Source organism: Solimonas sp. K1W22B-7, from assembly GCF_003428335.1.
Lineage (GTDB): Bacteria > Pseudomonadota > Gammaproteobacteria > Nevskiales > Nevskiaceae > Solimonas_A.
In genome coordinates this window covers 111,597-131,089 of sequence record NZ_CP031704.1, presented here as the reverse complement: position 1 = coordinate 131,089, position 19,493 = coordinate 111,597, and the positions used below count along the sequence as shown (strand labels likewise).

At 65.5% G+C, this 19,493-nt stretch carries 21 protein-coding genes; 16 read left to right on the top strand and 5 right to left on the bottom strand.

The features are described 5' to 3' along the window. Positions 1 to 11 precede the first annotated feature (11 nt). Positions 12 to 2,417 carry a penicillin-binding protein 1A gene (locus D0B54_RS00670; protein ID WP_117288285.1) on the bottom strand — a complete coding sequence of 802 codons (2,406 nt, stop codon included), beginning with the start codon at positions 2,415 to 2,417 and terminating at the stop codon, positions 12 to 14. 187 nt (positions 2,418 to 2,604) lie between these two features. Between D0B54_RS00670 and D0B54_RS00665 the strand changes: the two genes are divergently transcribed. The 8 genes from D0B54_RS00665 (at position 2,605) to D0B54_RS00630 (ending at position 10,066) form a co-directional block, all read left to right on the top strand. Continuing rightward, entirely contained in the window at positions 2,605 to 3,693 is a 1,089-nt protein-coding gene (locus tag D0B54_RS00665) for a pilus assembly protein PilM (protein ID WP_117288284.1), read from the top strand. After that, a complete protein-coding gene (locus D0B54_RS00660) occupies positions 3,690 to 4,289 on the top strand; it encodes a PilN domain-containing protein (RefSeq protein WP_117288283.1) in 600 nt (199 codons plus the stop codon). The genes D0B54_RS00665 and D0B54_RS00660 overlap by 4 nt, the downstream gene beginning before the upstream one ends. Continuing rightward, positions 4,286 to 4,957 (top strand): type 4a pilus biogenesis protein PilO, encoded by a 672-nt coding sequence (locus D0B54_RS00655; RefSeq protein WP_117288282.1) that lies wholly within the window; start codon positions 4,286 to 4,288, stop codon positions 4,955 to 4,957. Before D0B54_RS00660 ends, D0B54_RS00655 begins: the two co-directional genes overlap by 4 nt. Positions 4,958 to 4,971: 14 nt before the next feature. Further along, positions 4,972 to 5,493: a pilus assembly protein PilP gene (locus tag D0B54_RS00650; protein WP_117288281.1), complete on the top strand. Its 522-nt coding sequence runs from the start codon at positions 4,972 to 4,974 to the stop codon at positions 5,491 to 5,493. Between the two features lie 17 nt (positions 5,494 to 5,510). After that, complete coding sequence (pilQ, locus tag D0B54_RS00645; protein ID WP_117288280.1) at positions 5,511 to 7,652, top strand: type IV pilus secretin PilQ; 2,142 nt, start codon at positions 5,511 to 5,513, stop codon at positions 7,650 to 7,652. A 73-nt stretch (positions 7,653 to 7,725) separates the two neighbouring features. Beyond that, a complete protein-coding gene (gene aroK, locus D0B54_RS00640; RefSeq protein ID WP_117288279.1) occupies positions 7,726 to 8,253 on the top strand; it encodes a shikimate kinase AroK in 528 nt (175 codons plus the stop codon). Between the two features lie 88 nt (positions 8,254 to 8,341). Then, positions 8,342 to 9,283, top strand: a complete 942-nt coding sequence (locus tag D0B54_RS00635) for a DegV family protein (RefSeq protein WP_117288278.1) — start codon at positions 8,342 to 8,344, stop codon at positions 9,281 to 9,283. A gap of 39 nt (positions 9,284 to 9,322) precedes the next feature. Continuing rightward, positions 9,323 to 10,066, top strand: a complete 744-nt coding sequence (locus D0B54_RS00630) for a ParA family protein (protein ID WP_117288277.1) — start codon at positions 9,323 to 9,325, stop codon at positions 10,064 to 10,066. 209 nt (positions 10,067 to 10,275) lie between these two features. Here D0B54_RS00630 and D0B54_RS00625 read toward each other — a convergent pair whose 3' ends face one another. The 3 genes from D0B54_RS00625 to D0B54_RS00615 form a co-directional block, all read right to left on the bottom strand. Further along, complete coding sequence (locus D0B54_RS00625) at positions 10,276 to 11,367, bottom strand: 5-(carboxyamino)imidazole ribonucleotide synthase (protein ID WP_117288276.1); 1,092 nt, start codon at positions 11,365 to 11,367, stop codon at positions 10,276 to 10,278. Further along, a complete protein-coding gene (purE, locus tag D0B54_RS00620; RefSeq protein WP_117294936.1) occupies positions 11,364 to 11,831 on the bottom strand; it encodes a 5-(carboxyamino)imidazole ribonucleotide mutase in 468 nt (155 codons plus the stop codon). The genes D0B54_RS00625 and purE overlap by 4 nt, the downstream gene beginning before the upstream one ends. Before the next feature lie 236 nt (positions 11,832 to 12,067). Then, positions 12,068 to 12,793: an SIMPL domain-containing protein gene (locus D0B54_RS00615; protein ID WP_117288275.1), complete on the bottom strand. Its 726-nt coding sequence runs from the start codon at positions 12,791 to 12,793 to the stop codon at positions 12,068 to 12,070. Positions 12,794 to 12,871: 78 nt separating this feature from the next. Between D0B54_RS00615 and sufT the strand changes: the two genes are divergently transcribed. Then, on the top strand, positions 12,872 to 13,420 hold the full coding sequence (gene sufT, locus D0B54_RS00610; RefSeq protein ID WP_117288274.1) for a putative Fe-S cluster assembly protein SufT: 549 nt from the start codon (positions 12,872 to 12,874) through the stop codon (positions 13,418 to 13,420). Further along, entirely contained in the window at positions 13,420 to 13,806 is a 387-nt protein-coding gene (gene apaG, locus D0B54_RS00605) for a Co2+/Mg2+ efflux protein ApaG (RefSeq protein ID WP_117288273.1), read from the top strand. Before sufT ends, apaG begins: the two co-directional genes overlap by 1 nt. Positions 13,807 to 13,898: 92 nt before the next feature. On the opposite strand, the gene D0B54_RS00600 is transcribed toward apaG, so the two are convergent. Continuing rightward, on the bottom strand, positions 13,899 to 15,197 hold the full coding sequence (locus D0B54_RS00600; RefSeq protein ID WP_117288272.1) for an NADH:flavin oxidoreductase/NADH oxidase family protein: 1,299 nt from the start codon (positions 15,195 to 15,197) through the stop codon (positions 13,899 to 13,901). A gap of 1,034 nt (positions 15,198 to 16,231) precedes the next feature. On the opposite strand from D0B54_RS00600, the gene D0B54_RS00590 reads away from it, so the two are divergent. The 6 genes from D0B54_RS00590 to D0B54_RS00560 all read left to right on the top strand — a co-directional run bounded on the left by D0B54_RS00590 (position 16,232) and on the right by D0B54_RS00560 (position 19,486). Next, positions 16,232 to 16,519 carry a hypothetical protein gene (locus D0B54_RS00590; RefSeq protein WP_117288270.1) on the top strand — a complete coding sequence of 96 codons (288 nt, stop codon included), beginning with the start codon at positions 16,232 to 16,234 and terminating at the stop codon, positions 16,517 to 16,519. 100 nt (positions 16,520 to 16,619) lie between these two features. Then, a complete protein-coding gene (locus D0B54_RS00585) occupies positions 16,620 to 16,808 on the top strand; it encodes a hypothetical protein (protein WP_117288269.1) in 189 nt (62 codons plus the stop codon). A gap of 735 nt (positions 16,809 to 17,543) precedes the next feature. Beyond that, entirely contained in the window at positions 17,544 to 18,092 is a 549-nt protein-coding gene (locus D0B54_RS00575; protein ID WP_117288267.1) for a glutathione peroxidase, read from the top strand. Positions 18,093 to 18,135: 43 nt separating this feature from the next. Next, positions 18,136 to 18,582 carry a DUF3592 domain-containing protein gene (locus tag D0B54_RS00570; protein ID WP_162932103.1) on the top strand — a complete coding sequence of 149 codons (447 nt, stop codon included), beginning with the start codon at positions 18,136 to 18,138 and terminating at the stop codon, positions 18,580 to 18,582. Between the two features lie 137 nt (positions 18,583 to 18,719). Continuing rightward, positions 18,720 to 19,151 (top strand): ankyrin repeat domain-containing protein, encoded by a 432-nt coding sequence (locus tag D0B54_RS00565; protein ID WP_162932102.1) that lies wholly within the window; start codon positions 18,720 to 18,722, stop codon positions 19,149 to 19,151. Between the two features lie 62 nt (positions 19,152 to 19,213). Then, positions 19,214 to 19,486 (top strand): DUF4242 domain-containing protein, encoded by a 273-nt coding sequence (locus D0B54_RS00560; protein WP_117288264.1) that lies wholly within the window; start codon positions 19,214 to 19,216, stop codon positions 19,484 to 19,486. Positions 19,487 to 19,493: the final 7 nt, after the last annotated feature.

The following is a 19,493-nucleotide window of genomic DNA, read 5'->3' as shown; positions in this document are numbered from 1 at the left end:
GCAATCGCAGTTCAAAACAACTCTTCCACCCCGCCAGAGGACGGCTTGGCGCCCTCCTCTTCCAGCCCCGGGGGACTGTCGGCGGCCTCCGGGATGCGGTCCTGCGGGACCACTTCGAACACCCCTTCGCCGTCGCCACTGGCAAGCTTGCCACTGCGGCTGTCGATACGCACGCTGACCAGGCCCGAGGGGCGCGGCCGCATGCCCTGGGGCACGTCCTTGAGCGCCACGCGCATGAAGTCCAGCCACATCGGCAGCGCGGCACGACCCCCGACCTCGCCCTTGCCCAGCGGACCCGGCTGGTCGCGCCCGACCCAGGCGGTGGCGACCAGGGTCTTCTGGAAGCCGTTGAACCAGGCGTCGGTTTCGTCGTTGGTGGTGCCGGTCTTGCCGGCCAGGTCGGCGCGGCCCAGTTCGTTGACCTTGGCGGCGGTGCCGCGCACGGTCACGTCGTGGAGAATGTCGGTGATCATCCAGACGGTCTGCGGATCGATCACGCGCGGCGCACCGTTCTCGGGAATGTCCGGCGGCGGCGCCTCGGCCTCGTTGGCGGAAGGATCGTCGCTGGCCATTTCGGGCGGCGGCGGCAGTTCTTCGCATTCGTAGCAGGCGATCTTCGGCTGCGCCTTGAACAGCAGCTTGCCGGCACCGTCGCTGATGCTGTCGATGAAATAGGGCTCGGTGAGATAACCGCCGTTGGCGATGGTGGAGAAGCCGCGCGCCATCTCCAGCGGCGTGAAGTCGCCGGTGCCCAGCGACATCGTCAGGTTGCGTGGCATGTGCTCGATCGGCAGGCCGAAGCGGGCGATGTATTCGCGGGCGTAGTCGATGCCGATGGCCTGCAGCACGCGGATCGACACCAGGTTGCGCGACTGCACCAGGGCTTCGCGCAGGGTCATCGGGCCCTTGAAGTCGCCACCGTAGTTCTCCGGGCGCCAGTCCTGCTGGCCGCGGATGCTGAACACCACCGGGGCGTCGAGGAATACCGAAGCCGGCGAGTAGCCGCGCGCCATCGCGGCGGCGTACAGGAAAGGCTTGAAGCCGGATCCGGCCTGGCGCCGTGCCTGGGTGACGCGGTTGAACTTGCCCTGGAAGAAATCGTAGCCGCCGACCAGGGCGACGATGGCGCCATCGCGCGGGTTCAGGGCGACCAGGGCGCCCTGGGCCTGCGGCAGCTGTGCCAGGACCCATTCGCGACCCTCCTTGCCGCCAGCACGGATGCGCAGGACGTCACCGATCGCCGGCGTCCGCTTGGCGCTGAAGGCGGCCCACTTGAAACCTTCCGGGGGCATCTCGAGGTCGCCGTCGCGGCCGCGCAAGACCAGCTTCTGCGGCGAATAGCCCAACACCACCACCGGCACCAGGCTGGCCACCTGCGGGCGCGCATCCAGGGCGTCCACCAGCTTCTGCTCCTGCCCGGGCGCCAGCAGCGCCGGATCGAGCTTGGCCTCCGGCCCGCGCCAGCCGTGGCGCTCGCCGTAGTCGTTGATGGCCTTGCGCAACGCGGCGTTGGCAGCGTTCTGGCGGGTGGAGTCGATCGTGGTGGTGACGTAGAAGCCGTTGGTGTAAGCGGTGTCGCCGTAGCGGGTCAGGATCTCCTGGCGCACCATCTCCGCGACGTAGTAGGCGTCGACCTCGGCCCGCGCGCGGTAGGGCTTGACGATCAGGGGCTCTTCCAGCCCCGCCTTGAACTCCTCGGCCGAGATGTAGCCCAGCTCGTGCATGCGGCGCAGCACGTAGTTGCGCCGCTCCTTGGCCCGCTCCGGATTGACGATCGGGTTGTCGCGCGACGGGGCTTTCGGCAGGCCCGCCATCACCGCTGCCTCCGATATCTTCAAGTCCTTGATATTTTTACTAAAATAAGTCATCGCGGCGGCGCCGACGCCGTAGGCGCGCTCGCCCAGGTAGATCTTGTTGAGATAGAGCTCGAGGATTTCCTCCTTCTTCAGCTCCTTCTCGATGCGCAGCGACAGCAGGATCTCCTTGAACTTGCGACCGTAGCTCCGCTCGTTGGAGAGGAACACGTTGCGCGCCAGCTGCATGGTGATGGTGCTGCCACCCTGGGATTTCTGCCCGGTGGCGGCCAGGCTGAAGGCCGCGCGCACCAGGCCCATCCAGTCCACGCCGGGATGCTCGAAGAAACGGTCGTCCTCGGCAGCCAGGAAGGCCTGCACCACCCGCGGCGGAAACTCCCTGTACTTGAGGGGCGCGCGGCGCTCGGCGCCGAACTCGCCGAGCAGCTTTCCGTCAGCGGAATAGATGCGCAGCGGGATGGCCAGCTGCAGCTGGCGCAGGGCGTCCACAGAGGGCAGTTCGTCCTCGAAATAGGCCTTGGCCACGAGGAATCCGCCCCAGAGCGCAAGCACGCCGGCCAGCAGCAGTCCCGCCAGGACCGACAGCAACAGCTTCCACTTCATCGAATCCTTACCTTCCCCATGGCCAAAAACCTACAGAATCGCTATGCAGGTTATGAAGCAACATCAGATAGTTGGAGCCACTACTTATAGTTGCATCGCAGAATGTTTGCGTTATAGTACGGCTCAATGCGGGAGGAGTCACCACGATTTCCGCGGGGGAATGTCAACGCGAGTTTGGCGAGGCGATATGTCCATAGTGCAATCGCTGTTAGGCGGGGGAGAGCAGGCGCTCATCGGTCTGGACATCAGTTCCAGTGCCGTAAAGCTGCTCGAGCTGTCGCGCAGGGGAGAGAAATTCCACGTCGAGACCTACGCCGTGGAGCCGCTGCCGGCCAATGCCGTCACGGACAAACAGGTCACTGATCCGAAAGTCGTCGGTGAGGCGGTCATGCGCGCGCTAAGCCGCGCGGGCACCCGCACCAAGAACGCGGCTGTCGCGGTGGCCGGTGCGTCGGTGATCAGCAAGGTGATCCAGCTCCCCAAAGGCCTGTCGGAAGACGACATGGAAGAGCAGATCAAGGTCGAGGCCGACCAGTACATCCCTTACCCGATCGAAGAAGTCAGCATCGACTTCGAAGTGATCGGCGACAGCGACAAGGCCAAGGACAACGTCGACGTGCTGCTCGCGGCCTGCCGCAAGGAGCAGGTCGAACAGCGCGCCGCCGCGCTGGAGATCGCGGGCCTCAAGCCCAAGATCGTCGACATCGAGACCTACGCCCTCGAGAACGCCTGCCAGTTCCTGCAGCACCAGATGCCCGATCGCGGCGTACGCCGCACGATCGCGGTGGTGGACGTCGGCGCGACAACCACGTCGGTGCTGATCATGCACGACCTCAAGACGATCTATACGCGCGACCAGAGCTTCGGCGGCCGCCAGCTCACCGAAGACATCATGCGCCACTACGGCATGAGCCTCGACGAAGCCGGCAAGGCCAAGAAGTTCGGCAACCTGCCGGACGACTACCAGACCGAGGTGCTGAGCCACTTCATCAGCGACATGGCGCAGCAGATCGACCGCTCGCTGCAGTTCTTCTTCTCGGCGGCATCGCAGTACAACACGATCGACCAGATCATCCTCGCCGGCGGCTCGGCCCATATCGCCGGCATCGACGCCGCGATCCAGGACCGCCTGCGCATCCCGACGGCAGTGGCCAAGCCCTTCGCCGGCATGAGCGTTTCGTCCAAGGCCAAGCCCGCGGTTCTGGCCAAGGAAGAGGCATCGCTGCTGATCGCCTGCGGCCTGGCCTACCGCGCGTTCGACGGGGAGTCGAAATGACGACGCGCATCAACCTACTCGACTGGCGCCAGGAACGTCGCGCCCGTCGCAAGCAGCAGTTCCTGACCATGCTCGGCATCGGCATGGTGGCCAGCGCCTCCATCGTCGGCCTGGCCTGGACCTCGGTCAGCGGCGCGGTGTCGTCGCAGCAGGAGCGCAACGCCTACCTGCAGCGCCAGATCGACGAAACCAAGCAGAAGATCAAGGAAATCGAGGAGCTGGAGAAGGTCAAGGCCAGCTTGCTGGCGCGCATGCGCGTGATCGAGGAACTGCAGGCCAGCCGCGCCGCATCGGTCCACTTCTTCGACGAGGTCGTCAGCACCCTGCCGGAGGGCACCAACCTGCGGGCGATCAAGCAGGCGCCGGAAGGGGTGACCCTCACCGGCACGGCCGAATCCAACGGCCGTATCTCGACCTACATGAAGAACATTGACGCCTCGGCCTGGTTCGACGAGCCCAGGCTGGTCGAGATCGTGACCAAGGAGCAGAAGCAGAAACTGCGCCGCGGCGATTTCCAGCTGCAGGTCAAGGCTCTGAAGAAGCCTTCCGACGGCACGGCCGATCCCGAGGAAGATGGCGCGGAGGCCGGGCAATGAACTTCCAGGAAGCAATCACCGAACTGCAGACGCTCGACACGAGCAACCCCGGCGCGTGGCCGATGTGGGTGCGTGTCAGCGCCTCGGTCCTGGCCGGCGTCGTGGTGCTGGGCCTGGGCATCTACCTGCTGGTCAAGCCGGTCTACGAGGAGTTGACGGCGGCCGAAGCGACCGAGTTGCAGCTGCGCCAGAAGTTCGAGGAGAACCAGGGCAAGGCCGCAGCGCTGGAGAGCTACAAGGCACAGCTGGCGGAGATGGAACAGAACTTCGGCGCCATGCTCAAGCAGCTGCCGAGCAAGGCCGAGGTGCCCAACCTGCTCAACGACATCTCGCAGGCCCGCGTCTCGGCCAGCCTCGAGGAGGAGCTGTTCAAGCCGCAGGACCCCGTCCCCAAGGAGTTCTACGCGGAGATTCCCAACAAGGTCATCGTCACCGGCACTTACCACGAGCTGGCCAACTTCGTCAGCGCCGTCGCGGCGCTGCCGCGCATCGTGACCATCGAGGACGTGGAGATCAACCTGCCGGCGGAGTCTGAGATGCGGGGCAAGGGCGCCCTCGACGAAGGCACCTTGCGCATGACGGCACTGGCCAAGACGTACCGCTATCTCGACGACGACGAGATCGCCGCCGCGGAAGCCGACAAGACCAAAACCGGCGCTGCCAAGTGACAGGAGAGCGCCCCATGAAAACCAGCAAACAGAACATCCTGCGCCTGCTTCTCCTGGCCGCCGCCGTATCGGTAGCCGGCTGCGGCAAGGGCCTGAGCGATCTCGAGGCCTGGGTCACCGAGGTCAAGGCCCGCAAGCCTCCGCCGATCGAACCGATCCCGCAGATGAAGCAGTACGAAGCCTTCAGCTACTCGGCCAACGGCCGCCGCGATCCCTTCGAGGCCTTCGCCCCGGCGCGCGCCTTCGGTCCGGGCCTGCGCCCCGACCTGAACCGCAACAAGGAACCGCTGGAAGAGTTCGACCTGAGCGGCCTGCGGATGGTCGGCACGGTCGACTCCAAGGGAACGGTCTACGCATTGATCCGGGCGCCGGACGCGGTGGTGCACCGCGTGACGCTCAAGAATCACATTGGCGAAAATTACGGGGAAATCGTGTCCATTTCGGAGGCCGAGGTTGGCTTGGTGGAGCTGGTGCCGGATGGATTTGGCGGATGGGTGCAACGTCCGGCGTCTCTGACGCTTACGGAACAAAGGTAATCAGGGAGTGACTGGCGATGTTCAAGCTCAGTGAAATAACCAAGACGGCGCTGCGTGCCGCCACTGCGGTGGCAGCTTTGCTGCTGGCCGGCGGTGCACAGGCCCAGGGCGGACGAGCCCTGCAGTCGATCGACTTCACTTCCCAGGAGGGCGACCGCGTCCTGCTGACGATGACCCTGTCGGAGGCGGCGCCGGAGCCGGTGGTGTTCACCATCGACAAGCCCGCACGCCTGTCGCTGGACCTTCCGGATACCTCGGTCGCACTCCCCGAGCGCTACAAGAAGGTCAACTCGGGCAACGTCCGCTCGGTCGCCAGCGCCGAGGCCAAGGGCCGCACCCGCGTGGTGGTCGAACTCAATCAGCTCGCGCCGTACAGCCTGCGCGTCGAGGGCAACAAGATCCTCGTGCAGCTGGATGACCCCAGCGCCGCGACTGCCGCCTCGATGCCGGCCCAGGCCACCGGCGCCCGCCTGATGCCAGCCCCGGTCCTGTCCGAGTCCGCGACAGCCCTGCGCAACATCGACTTCCGCCGCGGCGAGCGCGGCGAAGGCCGCATCATCGTGCAGCTGGCCAATGCCCGCATGCCGGTGGACGTGCGCGAAGAGGGCGGCAAGATCGTCGCCGCCTTCCGCGGCGCCACCGCCTCCGAGAAGCTGCTCAAGCGCCTGGACGTGCTCGACTTCGCCACGCCGGTGAAGTACGTCGATACACGCCGCGACGGCGCGGACGTCATCGTCACCGTCACCCCGGCCGCAGGCATCGAATTCGAGCAGGCCGCCTACCAGACCGGCGACCAGTTCACCCTGGAAATCCAGCCGCTGACGCCCGACAAGGTCGAAGAGAAGCGCAAGGCCCAGCCGCAGTTCGTGGGCGAGCGCATCAGCCTGTCGTTCCAGAACATCGAAACCCGCTCGCTGCTGCAGATCATCGCCGACGTCGCCGGCACCAACATGGTGGTGAGCGACCAGGTCACCGGCGAAATCGCCATGCGCCTGCAGAACGTGCCCTGGGACCAGGCGCTGGACATCGTCCTGCGCACCAAGGGCCTGGGCATGCGCCAGCAGGGCAATGTCATGCAGGTCGCCCCGCTGAAGGAACTGGCGGAGCGCGAGAAGGTCGAGCTGGAAACCGTCAAGCAGCGCAACGAGCTGTCGCCGCTGCGCTCGGAGATCATCCAGGTCAACTACGCCAAGGCCACCGACCTCGCGCCGCTGATCAAGTCCGGCTCCGCCAACACCATCCTCAGCGAACGCGGCCGCATGTCGGTCGATGAGCGCACCAACACCCTGATCGTGCTGGAGACCCGCGACAAGATCGAAGAGATTCGCGTACTGGTCGCGCGCCTGGACATCCCGGTGCGCCAGGTGCTGATCGAGTCGCGCATCGTCATCGCCAACGACGACTTCGCCAAGGACCTGGGCGTGCGCTTCGGCGTGACCACGGTCGCCCGCAACGGCGGCAGCGGCATTGTCACGACCTCGGGCAGCAACACGTCCACCAACACCACCACTTCCAGCTTCCTGGACAACGGTGGCTTCCCGGTGACCCTGGGCGCGCAGGCCGACCGCTACAACGTCAACCTGCCGGTGACCGATCCGGCCGGCCGGATCGCACTGGCGATCCTGGGCCGCGACTACCTGGTGGACCTGGAACTGTCGGCGCTGCAGAGCGAAGGCCGTGGCGAGGTGGTGTCCACCCCGCGCGTGGTCACCGCCAACGGCAAGCAGGCCTATGTCGAACAGGGTCGCGAACTGCCCTACCTGGAGGCGGCCTCCAGCGGCGCCGGCACGATCGCCTTCAAGAAGGCCGTGCTGTCCCTGCTGGTCACCCCGCAGATCACGCCGGACGACCGCGTCGTGATGGATCTTGCCGTCACCAACGACAGCCAGGGCGAGAACGTCTCGATCGGCGTGGGTACCGCTCCGGCCATCGACACCCGGCGCCTGAACACGCAGGTGCTGGTGCGCAGCGGCGAGACCGTGGTGCTCGGCGGCGTGTACAACCAGGAAAGCCGCTCCGACCAGGTCAAGGTCCCGCTGCTGGGCGACGTGCCGATGCTGGGCCGGCTGTTCCGCAACGACTCCAAGAATTCCAACAAGCGCGAACTGCTGATCTTTGTCACGCCAAAGGTCTTGCAGGACGGCTTGCGCGTCAACTGACGGTGACCCCGGGGCCGGCTTCAAGCCGGCCCCGGCGTTTTCGCGGCACGTTTTTTCCACGCCCTCCCGCCGCATGAGCAAGAAAAGCAGCATCTTCCTGGTCGGCCCCATGGGCGCCGGCAAGACGACCGTCGGCAAGCGTCTCGGTGAGACCCTGGGGCTGGAGTTCATCGACAGCGATCACGAGATCGAGCTGCGCACCGGCGTCGATATCCCCTACATCTTCGAGAAGGAAGGCGAACCGGGCTTCCGCCGCCGCGAGAAGGCGGTGATCTCCGACCTGACGCTGCGCCAGGGCATCGTCCTGGCCACCGGCGGCGGCAGTGTGCTGGACCCGGACAACCGCCACAGCCTGTCCGCGCGCGGCTTCGTGGTCTACCTGCACGCCAGCGTCGACCAGCAGCTGGCGCGCACCGCCCGCTCCGACAACCGGCCCCTGCTGAAGAACATCGCCAACCGTCGCGAGGTCCTGCAGGAGCTGTTCGCCCAGCGCGACCCCCTGTACCGCGAAATCGCCGACCTGGTGCTGGACACCGACGAGCGCAGCGCCAAGACCCTGGTCAAGGAAATCCAGGATCGCCTGATGGGCCCCGAAGGCTGAGCTGCCGCCGGACGGCGCGGGACGGCCGGGCTGTGCATAATAGGAAAACACAGTCGGAAAAAGCCTCGTAGGGCCGAGGGAGGACGCCATGCGCATCGGAGTCGTTGCGGACGCTACCTGCGATTTGCCGCAGGAGTTCCTGCAGGAGCACCGCGTCGGCATCCTGCCGGTGGCGATCCACCTGGGCGACGAAGTGCTGAACGACGTCCGCGACCCGGAGGTCACCCTCAAGTTCTACGCCGAGCAGCTCGCCTCCAAGGGCCTCAACGCCCACACCGTGCCCTTCACCGCCGAGCAGATCCGCGAGAAGTTCCTGTCGGACATGGTGCTGGAGTACGACTACGTGTTCTGCGTGACGATCACCGCCACGCGCAGCGCGATCTTCGAGAACGCCACCAAGGCCTCGTTCGCGATCCTCAACGACTACAAGAACGCGCGCGCGCGCCAGGGCGTGAGCGGGCCTTTCGCCCTGCGCGTGGTCGACAGCAAGAGCATGTTCTGCGGCACCGGCGTGCTGGCGGCCGAGGCCGCCAAGCTGGCGCGCAGCGGCGTCAGTTCCAACGACATCCGCAAGCGCCTGGACGAGCTGCGCGAGAACATCGTCGGCTACATGGTGCCGGACGACCTCTATTACATCCGCAGTCGCGGCATCAAGAAGGGCGAGAAAAGCATCGGCCTGCTGACCTATGCGATCGGCTCGGCACTGGACATCAAGCCGGTGATCCTCTGCTATCGCGGCGAAACCCAGCCGGTGGCCAAGGTGCGCGGCTACGAGCGTGCGGTGGAGCGGCTGTTCCGCCACGTGGCAGCCGAGGTCCGCCGCGGCATCGGCACGCAGCACCTGTGCATCAGCTACGGTGGCCCCGTGTCGCGGGTGGCCGCCCTGCCCGGCTACGACGAGCTGGCCAAGGCCGCGCGCGAGCACAACATCGAGATCCTCACCAGCATCATGTCCGCCACCGCGGCGGTGAATACCGGCGGCGGCTGCGTGGCCGTGGCCTGGGGCGGGGAGCTGAACCCCTTCAGCTGAGACCACGTTCTTCCGCAGCATCGGCAGGAGAGTCCGGGAATGCGCAGCATCGCGCTGTACAACCTCAAGGGCGGCGTCGGCAAGACCGCCGCCGCCGTCAACCTGGCCTACCTCGCCGCGGCCCACGGCGTGCACACGCTGCTCTGGGACCTCGACCCGCAGGGCGCTTCCAGCTGGTACTTCCACGGCGAGCCCGACGACAAGGGCAGGAAGGTCTTCGAGGGCGGCACGCCGGTGGGCCGGCTGGTGAAACCCTCGCCCTACCGCCAGCTGTCGCTGATCCCGGCGAACCTGTCCTACCGCTACCTCGACATCATCCTGAAGAAGGTGGAGCCGCCGCGCGAGGCGCTCAAGCGCCTGCTCAAGCCCTTTTCGGAGCAGTACTCGCTGATCGTGCTGGACTGCCCGCCGAGCCTGTCGCATCTGGCCGACAACATCTTCAGCGCCGCCGACCGCGTGCTGGTGCCGGTGGTGCCCACCTGGCTGTCGCTGCGTTCGCTGGAGCAGGTACAGGCCTACTGCAAGGCCGAGGGTTTCGATCCGAAGAAGCTGCGGCCGTTCTACTCCATGGCCGACCGCCGTCGCTCGCTGCACCGCGACCTGCTGGAAAACCCGCCCGCCTCGATGGCGCGGCGCTACCCGGCGGTGATCCCCTATGCCTCGGCGGTGGAGCGCATGGGCGAACACCGCGCACCGCTGGCCGCCTATGCCGGATCGGAAGACCCGGCGCTGCTGGCGTATGCGGAGCTGTGGCTGGAGTTGAAGAAGGACCTGGGGCTGTAGGTCAGCTTTTGTTGTCCCCTCTCCCGCTTGCGGGAGAGGGAGAAAGGGAGAGGGTTTCTGTAAAACGACCAGTCGTTAGCTAGCCCAACATTTACAGAAACCCTCTCTCGGCAACTGCTCCATGCGTTGCCCTACCTCGGGGGTCCATCCCCTCGCCGACCTTCGGCCACCCTCTCCCGCAAGCGGGAGAGGGAACAGCAACGCGGAGCCTAGTCGCCGACCGCATCCGCCAGTTTGCTCACCAGCTCCAGCCGCTGCGACAGCTCGGCCTCGGACCCCGCCGTGATCGTCGCGTGCCCCACCTTGCGCTGCGGCTTGGGCGTCTTGCCGTAGTGGTGGATGTGCACACCCGGGATCGCCGCCAGGGCTTGGTTGGCCGGGGCGTCGCCGATGAAGTTGACCATCGCCGAGGGCCCGCGCATCGAGGTGTCGCCCAGCGGCAGGCCGGCGATGGCGCGCAGGTGGTTCTCGAACTGCGAGCAGACCGCGCCCTCGATGCTCCAGTGGCCGGAGTTGTGCACGCGCGGAGCGATCTCGTTGGCCAGCAGCCGGCCGTCGGAGACGAAGAACTCGAAGGCCAGCACGCCGACATAGCCCAGGTGCTCGACCACGCGGCGGGCGTAGTCCTCGGCCTCTTTCTGCAGCGGATCGTCGGCCTGCGGAATCGCGGTGCGCAGGATGCCGTCGCGGTGCACGTTGGCCACCACCGGGTAGTAGCGCAGCTCGCCGGTCTTGCCGCGAACCGCCAGGCAGGACAGCTCGCGCTGGAACGGCACGAAGGCCTCCAGGATCAGCGGCTGGCCGCCGAGCCGGGCGAAGGCCGGGTCCAGGTCTTCCGGCTTGCGCAGCACGGCCTGGCCCTTGCCGTCGTAGCCCAGGCGACGCGTCTTGAGCACCGCCGGCAGGCCGATGTTCTTCACCGCCAGCTCCAGCGCCTCGCGCGTGGCCACCGGCATGTAGCGCGGCACCGGCACCTTGAGCTTGTCGAACAGCTGCTTCTCGGACAGGCGGTCCTGGCCCACGGCCAGCGCCACCGGCGCCGGCAGCAGCGGGATGCGCCCGGAGACGAACTCGGCGGTCTTGGCCGGCACGTTCTCGAACTCGTAGGTGGCGATGTCCACGGCCACGCAGAACTCGGCGAGCGAGCGCTCGTCCTGGTAGTCGGCGTGGATGTGTTCGCCCAGCGGCGCGGCGCAGGCCTCGGTGGCCGGGTCGAGGAACACGAAGTCGAAGTCCAGCGGATAGCCCGCCAGGGCCAGCATGCGTCCGAGCTGACCCGCCCCCAGGATACCGATCTTCATGGCAGCTTCAGCGGCTCGTCGTCCAGCACTTTGCGGGTCTGTTCCGCGCGGAAGCGGTCCAGGCGTTGGGCCAGCGCGGCGTCGTGCGTGGCCAGCACCGCGGCGGCCAGCAGGGCGGCGTTGATGGCACCCGCGCGGCCGATGGCCAGCGTGCCCACCGGGATGCCCGCCGGCATCTGCACGATCGACAGCAGCGAGTCCTGGCCGTTGAGTGCCTTGGACTGCACCGGCACGCCGAATACCGGCAGCCGCGTCTTGGCGGCGCACATGCCCGGCAGGTGGGCGGCACCGCCGGCACCGGCAATGATGATCTTCAGCCCGCGGCTGACCGCGCTGCCGGCGTATTCGAAGAGGAGGTCGGGGGTGCGGTGCGCGGAGACGACGCGCGCCTCGTAGGGCACGCCCAAGTCTTCCAGCGTCTGGACGGCGTGCGCCATCGTCTCCCAGTCGGACCGGGAACCCATGATGACGCCGACCAGCGGCTTGCTTTGCTTCTTGGCCACTTTCTCTGCCTGTACGGCGGGAAAGTGGCGGATTATCGCAAAATCTGAAGTCCGGAGTACTACCGCTGGGCGAGTCGGGATTTTCGTGGATTGCCTAAATGGCAATCCACGCCGACGAGCGCCCGGCCATGGAGGGCCGGGCCGGGGTCAGATGGGCGAACGGACGTCCCGCCATGGATGGCAGGTGGGACCCTGTCTCAGGGCGTCAGCAGGTCGAAATCGGCGTTCACCGTGGCGGTGTACTTGATCTCGCCGGTTTCCAGGCCCAGCTGCTGGTTGCCGCTGTCGAAAGCCTCGGCCTTGGCCATGCCGCGGGCCATCATCGGCATCGGCGGCGGGGCGTAGCCCTCGCTGGCGTTGAGGGCGTAGATGCTGCCCAGCTTCACCTTGAGGGTGTCGGCCAGCAGCTGCGCCTTGCCGCGGGCATCGTCGGTAGCCTTGACCAGCGCCTGGCGCGCCAGCTCCTTCGCGTTGGAAGCCTCCAGCACCGGCGGCGAGACGTTGTTGACGCCCACCTGGGTGGCGCGCAGCACGTAGTCGCCGAGCTTGCCCAGGTCGGTCACGGTGATGGTGATGTCGCGGCGCGCGCGGTAGCCGGTCAGGCGGTTGCGGCGGGTTTTCTCGTCCCAGACGTACTCCGGCGACAGGGTGATGCCGGCGGTGGAGATGTCGGCGTCCTTGGCCCCGAGCTGGCGCGCCTCGGCGACGTAGGCCCGCACCACCTTGCTGACCTCGGCCTCGGCGGCCTTGGGATCGGCATTCATCACGTCCACCGCCACGTTCAGGCGGGCCCGGTCGGGGCGGGCGGAAACTTCGCCCTGGCCGCTGACGCTGACGCTGCGGCGCTGGGGCGGCTGGTCAGCCCAGGCGGCGTTGCTGGCCAGCAGCGACAGGGATACAAGGGCGGCGGAGAGCTTGTTCATGCGGGGTCTCGGACAGGAGGAAGATGCGCCTCAGACGGCCGGAGCTTAAACTAAGTTCCTTGTGTCCCCCGAGCAGTCATGAGTCACACCTACGAACCTGTCACCCTGACGCGCGACGTCATCGGCGTCCTGATCCCCCAGGGCACCAAGGTCGAGCTTCCGGAAGGCGCCCATGGCGCGATCACCCAGGCACTGGGAGGCTCCTTCACCGTGCAGGTCGAGGGGCACCTGTTCCGCATCGACGGCAAGGACGCCGACGCCATCGGCAAGGAAGTCGTGCTCGGCCCTGAAATCTCCGCCGACGCCAGCGACGAGGAGATCGAAAAGGCCATCTGGGACCAGATGCGCACCTGCTTCGACCCCGAGATTCCGGTCAACATCGTCGAACTGGGCCTGATCTACGAAAGCAAGCTCGAGCGCACCGACGACGGCCGCCGCCGCGCCCGCATCCGCATGACCCTGACCGCCCCCGGCTGCGGCATGGGCGACATCCTGGTGGCCGACGTCAAGAGCAAGGTCACCGCGATCCCCAGCGTGGAGGAGGCCGACGTGGAGCTGACCTTCGACCCGCCCTGGGACCAGTCGATGATGTCGGAAGAAGCGCGCCTCGCCACGGGGATGTTCTGATGTCCGACACCCTGACCCACGGCGTCCGCATCATCGTGCGCCCGCACTACGTCGCGGAGCAGTCCAATCCCGCCGAGGACGAGTACCTGTTCGCGTATCACATCACCATCCGCAACGAAGGCGAGCGGACCGTGCAGCTGATCTCGCGCCACTGGGTCATCACCAACGGCGAGGGTCACGTGGAGGAAGTGCGCGGCCCCGGCGTGGTCGGCCACCAGCCGGTGCTGCAGCCCGGCGAGCAGTTCCAGTACAGCAGCGGCTGCCCGCTGGGCACGCCGGTGGGCACCATGCACGGCGAGTTCAACATGGTGGTGTCGGAAACCAACCAGCCCTTCGACGCGCAGATCAATCCGTTCACGCTGGCGGCGCCGCGGGCGCTAAATTAGCCAACCCCCGTAGGAGCGGCTGTTAGCCGCGAGCCAGGGTGATCGAGTTGACCGCCCTTCGCGGCTAACAGCCGCTCCTACAAGTTCCGTTCTCAAGCCGCCGGAATCTTGTCCCGCCGCAGCTTCATCGCCGCCCCCAGCTCCGCCACCCAATACCGCAGGAACGACCCGAATACACCCAGGTTCGTCCGCGGCGGCTTGCCGTCGGCCAGGCGATAGAGCTGGTGGTAGTACCAGCCCTGGCCGCCCAGCACGTTGATCAGCTTGAGCAGCAACACCTTCGAGGTCGGCGAGAAAATGCCGCTGTGCGCCATCACCAGCTGCTTCTCGTAGGTCGGCGCTTCCGCCATCGTCCCGGCCAGCAGCTGCTTCGGCACGTCGGTATGCGTGCACAGCGGACGACCAAGGCCGATCACGTCGACATCGCCACCCTGCAGCGCCAGCTCCATGCCGGCAGCGCTGCGGAAGCCCCCGGTCACCATCAGCGGCATGCGCGCCAGCTTGCGGATCGCCGCGGCATACTCCAGAAAGTAGGCCTCGCGCAGCCGCGTTGACTCGCGGCGCGGCGTCGCATCCTCGGCGCGGCCCTCGAAACCGAGCAGCTGCGGCTGCTCGTAGGTGCCGCCGGAAATCTCCAGCAGGTCCACGCCCTCGCCGTTGAGCAGCTGCACCACCTGCAGGCAGTCCTCGTGGCTGAAGCCGCCCTTGCGGAAATCGTCGGAGTTGAGCTTGATCGCGATCGGGAAATCGGCGCCCACGGCCTTGCGCGTGGCGCGCACCGCCTCCAGCAGGAAGCGCGAACGGTTCTGGATGCTGCCGCCCCAGGCATCGGTGCGGCGATTGGTCACCGGCGACAGGAAGGAACTGAGCAGGTAGCCATGCGCGGAATGGATCTGCACACCGGTGAAGCCGGTTTCGCGGGCCGTGACGGCCACGCGGGCGAAGCGCTGGATGAAGTCGAGGATTTCTTCCTCGCGCAGCGCGCGCGGGCGGCCGTAGCCGCCGAGCAGGTCCAGCTGCACGTCGGAAGGGCCCATCGGATGGCTGACGACATAGCGGGGCGACTGGCGGCCGGCATGCGAGATCTGCATCCACAGCTGGTTGCCGGCCACCGTGCCCGCCCTGGCCCAGGCGCGCAGCTCGTCGAGCCCGCCGTTGCCATCGATGGCGACATTGCCCGGCCGCTCCAGCACGCGGCGGTCGATCATCACGTTGCCGGTGATCAGCAGCCCCGCCCCGCCCTCGCTCCAGCGCCGGTACAGCGTGGCGTGGCGCGGCGTCGCCCGCAGCAGCGGATCGGCCAGCCCCTCGGTCATCGCGGCCTTGCACAGGCGGTTGGGCAGCGTCACGCCGCAGGGAAGCTTGAAGGGCTGGGCCAGCAGGGCGGTCATCGGGAGTCTCCTTGGTACATACCGTATAGTATGTAAATGTCCGGCCGCATGGCAAGCGCGAAACACCCCTGGCCGTCACCGGTTGTGGTGATAAGACCCGGATAGAGGCGGTGATAGGCTTCGGGGAGCTCAAAACGAAAAGAGAACCGTACTTCACATACACCAGCGGAGTGCAGATGAAGGATGAAACAAGGGGTTACAAGAACGGGGACAAGTGCCCCAAGTGCGGGGGTCTCATAGAAATCCGCCAGACAACCACTCCTGAGAGGGGCAAAGAGGTGCCCCATGCCAGATACGCGCAGTGCGGAAAGTGCAGTTGGAACAGCATGAGATGACGGGGCAGGGCATTGACCCGCTTGTCGCAAAAAACGGATCAATGATCTGCCCAACCTTCCGCAAGCCATGCTTTGGGCGCTGATGAGGAGGTTTCGCTCCTCAGCGTTCGCCTTCCTGGTCACAGCCGCGCTGGCGTCCTCGGCAGGCATCGCGATCGCGCTTGCAGAAGAGCGAGGGCTCATCAAGGCATCTCTCGTTTTCGCCGTACTGGGGGCAGGCGGAGCATTGCACATGCTCCGAGTATTCCTGTCTCCCACGAACTACAAGCGAATGATCATTGCCCCGGACGGAGTTCGGGTGCTGGGAATGATCGGGGGCGATGTCGCATTTCAATGGCGCGACGTCTGCCAGCTCGCGTTCCTGGGCGAATATCCAAACGACGAAGACATCCGGGTGCAGCTGCACTCCGGCAGGCTCGTGTTCTTTCCCTTCGAGTTCCCCGACAAGTCCCGATTCCTGAGGTCTGCAGCCTCCAATCTGGGCTTCTCCCCTGTCTCCCCGAGAGCACTCCGGCATGTCGCCAACAGGGGCGTTCATGTCCTTTGGGAGGGCACCGACCCAGCAGGGACGCCAGCCGGGCACTTGCCCGCGTAAAGGCCCCTTTGCATTTGCACCACTGCCCACGCGCATCTTAGGCTGGAGTTGCCCCTTCAGCGGCTCTCCAGCATTGCACCTCAGGACTCTCCAGGAACCCGGATATGGAAGCAAACGACGAACAGAAGCAGAAGAACACGGTACTTGTGATCCTGACTGTGCTTGGCGTGGCCCTGATGCTGACCTGGGCAGTAGCGAGTAGCATTCGAGAGTTTTTGCTCGCCTGCCAAAGCTTCGTCAAATCGCTTTCAATGGCAACGCGTGATACCGATATGAGCTTTGGCTTTGGGCTCCACTACAACTACAAGCTGGAGGAACTCCTTCGACGTACCGCGCAAACAGCAGGCTCAGGTCGACCGGCCTCCTTCGGACTCCCAAAAAGCGTAACTTGAGTTCACGTAGGGCGGGTCCTGGACCCGCCTGTCGCGAAAGGCGGGTAGACCCGCCCTTCTGCGCTAACATTTCCGACCAAGACTTCCCGGGAATCCCGACATGTCAACAAACGACGAACAGAAACAGAAGAACACGGTACTTGTGGTCCTGTCGGTGCTAGGCATTGCCCTGATGCTGACCTGGGCGGTGGCCACGCTGTTCGAGATTTCCGTGATCAAGTCGCTGGCGGCGGTGATCCTTGTCCTGTTCGGCATCCTGATCGCCATGCTCATGACCGGGATCGGCTAGGCCGAAGATCAAAGCGCCGGCAGCCCGTGTAGGGCGGATCTTGATCCGCCTGTCGCGAAGGACGGATCGACATGGATGACCAACATGAAGCGTCTCTAATCGCGGCTGACTTCCGCGCACATTTTGACCAGTACTATCTGGCTGTCATCCCACGTCTCCTGAACGAAGACGGACTTTTTCTAGCACTGCTGTCGATGCTAACCGCCGTGGAGGCTTTGGCGGGCACGTACGCTCCACATCTAGGCACCGGAGAGCGCTTTCGAGCATTTGTCTCCGCGTACTTCCCCAGCCTCTACGGTCCATTTGTAGAGAGCCTCTGGATCTGCAGAAACAAGATGGTCCACTCGTTCAATCCTGGGCCTTTCCTGTTGGTTTGCCATCAATCACGCATGCATCTCGTATCGGCCAGCGACGTTCCCATGCTGAACGCTGAGGACTTCTATGCGGATCTAATTGCCGCGTCCAGGTCTTATTTTAGGGCGCTATACCTAGATCCTGATCTACAGAGGAAATTCGCTAAGCGTATGACGGAAGGTGATGGCGGGCGCCCTTACACGTCGCACATCATAGAGTCGGTTGAGCGCCGTAATACTGGTATCCAGTCTGGGCGGTAAGCACCGAATGCTCCTCGCCGTGCAAGATCGCATACAGATCCGCTTGCCTCCCTGGGAGGGGCTGCAGGTAATCTAGTCGCTCACCCTGCGCACAGCGCCACCCAAGCAAGAGAATCAACCCATGACGCAGCTCCTGAACATTCCCCTGAAGAAGATCGACGGTGCGGACGCCACCCTGTCCGAATACCGCGGCAAGGTCCTGCTGGTGGTCAACGTGGCCTCCAAGTGCGGCCTGACGCCGCAGTACGCGGGGCTGGAAAAGCTCTACCAGGGCAGGCAGGCGCAGGGCGTGGAGGTGCTGGGCTTTCCCGCCAACAACTTCATGGGCCAGGAGCCGGGCTCGGAGCAGGAGATCCAGGATTTCTGCTCCACCACCTACGACGTGCACTTCCCGCTGTTCTCGAAGATCTCGGTGAAGGGTGCGGACCAGCACCCGCTGTACGCGGCACTCACCCAGGCACAGCCCAAGGCGGTCGGGGCCGAGCCGTTCCGCGAGAACATGAAGCGCTATGGCATCGACGCGCCGGACAATGGCGAGGTGATGTGGAACTTCGAGAAGTTCCTGGTCGGGCGCAACGGTGAGGTGGTGGCGCGTTTTGCGCCGGACGTGACGGCGGAGGACCCGCGTTTGGTCGCAGCCATCGATGCGGAGCTGGCCAAGCCAGCCTGACTCCTCGGCAAGAAGATCGCCTGACGCCCGTCAGGAGCAAGTCATGCTTCCTTTCATCTTGATATTCCTCGTGGCCGGCCTGGGCCTTGTCTTCATCGGCCGCAAGTTCGAGCGGCAGGCGCGGCTTGCCGCCCGCTGGCCCACGGTCGCGGGCCAGCTGGAGCATTGCGAGGTTGCGGAGCTGCGCAGCCGTCGTATCGAGGAAACCAGCAGCTGGCAGCTGCAGATCCGCTATTCCTATGTGGTAGGCGGCGTGACCTACCGCTCCACCCAGTACGCCTTCGGTTACGGCGACGGGCGGGATGACGGGAAGCACCGGATCGTTGCGGATGCGCTGAAGCGCCAACCGCAGCTGTTGGTCCACTACGATCCCGCGCATCCGGGTACAGCGGTGCTCTCCACCCAGGTACGGACAAACATCAGCACGGCGGGTTACGCCACCCTGGGCGTGGCCCTTGTGTCCGCGCTCATCTGGATCGCCAGTTGCTGATGGCGCTCGTCCCACCAACAGATCTACGGCGCCCCGAGACTACGGCTAGCCCCGTCGTGAGAGCAGCTGTACTGACAATCGCCCTGGTTCTCGCGGCATGCGCGACCACCTCTCCGCGTGATCGCGCGATCGACTACATGGCGCTGTACTACGCGGCGAGTGGCGGAAACCAGCTTCTGGTGGAAGCGCTGCTTGAACGAGGAGCGCCCGTAGACGCCCCTCACCCGGACTCGGCCGGTGACCTCTCCTACCAGGCGGTCGGTTTCAACTCGCCCCTGCAGGCGGCTGCTGAGAGGGGCCACGTCGAAATCGTTCAGGCCCTGCTGCAGCACAAGCCGTGGATTGACCACCGCTGCTGCGACAGCCCGTCGGCGCTCGGCATGGCTGCGGCCAAAGGGCATCTGCAGATCGTTCAGTTGTTGTTGGATGCGGGGGCAGACCCTGGCATCAGGAGCAGCTACAGCCGGGCACTCGGCGCAGCCACCCCGCTTGATGCCGCACGCGCCAATGGCCACCTGGAAGTTGTCCGGGTCCTCGAAGGAGCGCTGAGCGCCAGGAAGAGGAAGTGAACCTCGCAGGCCATGCCGTCGGGGTGTATGGTGGAAACCCAGCCTGAGCTACGGAGGGTGTCATGCCCCAGTTCGTCATTGAAAGGGAGATTCCCGACGCCGGGAAGATGACCGCGGCTCAGCTCAAGGATGCTTCCGCGCATTCCAACAGCGTGCTTCAAACGCTCGGCCCGACGATCGAGTGGGTCCAGAGCTACGTGGCTGGGGACAAGATCTATTGCGTCTACAACGCTCCAAGCGAGGATCTCATCCGCAAGCATGCAGAGCAGTCCGGGTTTCCGGCCAACAAGATCACGCCGGTGTCCGCAATCATCAGCCCTGAAACCGGCAAGTAGTACGGCT

What these genes read in the sequence shown, in the direction of transcription:
- apaG (WP_117288273.1), top strand. Translation starts at nt 13,420, where the DNA reads ATGTCCGACACCCTGACCCACGGCGTCCGCATCATCGTGCGCCCGCAC.
- aroK (WP_117288279.1), top strand. Translation starts at nt 7,726, where the DNA reads ATGAGCAAGAAAAGCAGCATCTTCCTGGTCGGCCCCATGGGCGCCGGC.
- D0B54_RS00650 (WP_117288281.1), top strand. Translation starts at nt 4,972, where the DNA reads ATGAAAACCAGCAAACAGAACATCCTGCGCCTGCTTCTCCTGGCCGCC.
- D0B54_RS00665 (WP_117288284.1), top strand. Translation starts at nt 2,605, where the DNA reads ATGTCCATAGTGCAATCGCTGTTAGGCGGGGGAGAGCAGGCGCTCATC.
- D0B54_RS00565 (WP_162932102.1), top strand. Translation starts at nt 18,720, where the DNA reads ATGGCGCTGTACTACGCGGCGAGTGGCGGAAACCAGCTTCTGGTGGAA.
- D0B54_RS00630 (WP_117288277.1), top strand. Translation starts at nt 9,323, where the DNA reads ATGCGCAGCATCGCGCTGTACAACCTCAAGGGCGGCGTCGGCAAGACC.
- D0B54_RS00600 (WP_117288272.1), bottom strand. Translation starts at nt 15,197, where the DNA reads ATGACCGCCCTGCTGGCCCAGCCCTTCAAGCTTCCCTGCGGCGTGACG.
- D0B54_RS00615 (WP_117288275.1), bottom strand. Translation starts at nt 12,793, where the DNA reads ATGAACAAGCTCTCCGCCGCCCTTGTATCCCTGTCGCTGCTGGCCAGC.
- D0B54_RS00660 (WP_117288283.1), top strand. Translation starts at nt 3,690, where the DNA reads ATGACGACGCGCATCAACCTACTCGACTGGCGCCAGGAACGTCGCGCC.
- D0B54_RS00655 (WP_117288282.1), top strand. Translation starts at nt 4,286, where the DNA reads ATGAACTTCCAGGAAGCAATCACCGAACTGCAGACGCTCGACACGAGC.
- D0B54_RS00560 (WP_117288264.1), top strand. Translation starts at nt 19,214, where the DNA reads ATGCCCCAGTTCGTCATTGAAAGGGAGATTCCCGACGCCGGGAAGATG.
- pilQ (WP_117288280.1), top strand. Translation starts at nt 5,511, where the DNA reads ATGTTCAAGCTCAGTGAAATAACCAAGACGGCGCTGCGTGCCGCCACT.
- D0B54_RS00635 (WP_117288278.1), top strand. Translation starts at nt 8,342, where the DNA reads ATGCGCATCGGAGTCGTTGCGGACGCTACCTGCGATTTGCCGCAGGAG.
- D0B54_RS00625 (WP_117288276.1), bottom strand. Translation starts at nt 11,367, where the DNA reads ATGAAGATCGGTATCCTGGGGGCGGGTCAGCTCGGACGCATGCTGGCC.
- D0B54_RS00570 (WP_162932103.1), top strand. Translation starts at nt 18,136, where the DNA reads ATGCTTCCTTTCATCTTGATATTCCTCGTGGCCGGCCTGGGCCTTGTC.
- purE (WP_117294936.1), bottom strand. Translation starts at nt 11,831, where the DNA reads ATGGGTTCCCGGTCCGACTGGGAGACGATGGCGCACGCCGTCCAGACG.
- sufT (WP_117288274.1), top strand. Translation starts at nt 12,872, where the DNA reads ATGAGTCACACCTACGAACCTGTCACCCTGACGCGCGACGTCATCGGC.
- D0B54_RS00575 (WP_117288267.1), top strand. Translation starts at nt 17,544, where the DNA reads ATGACGCAGCTCCTGAACATTCCCCTGAAGAAGATCGACGGTGCGGAC.
- D0B54_RS00590 (WP_117288270.1), top strand. Translation starts at nt 16,232, where the DNA reads ATGGAAGCAAACGACGAACAGAAGCAGAAGAACACGGTACTTGTGATC.
- D0B54_RS00670 (WP_117288285.1), bottom strand. Translation starts at nt 2,417, where the DNA reads ATGAAGTGGAAGCTGTTGCTGTCGGTCCTGGCGGGACTGCTGCTGGCC.
- D0B54_RS00585 (WP_117288269.1), top strand. Translation starts at nt 16,620, where the DNA reads ATGTCAACAAACGACGAACAGAAACAGAAGAACACGGTACTTGTGGTC.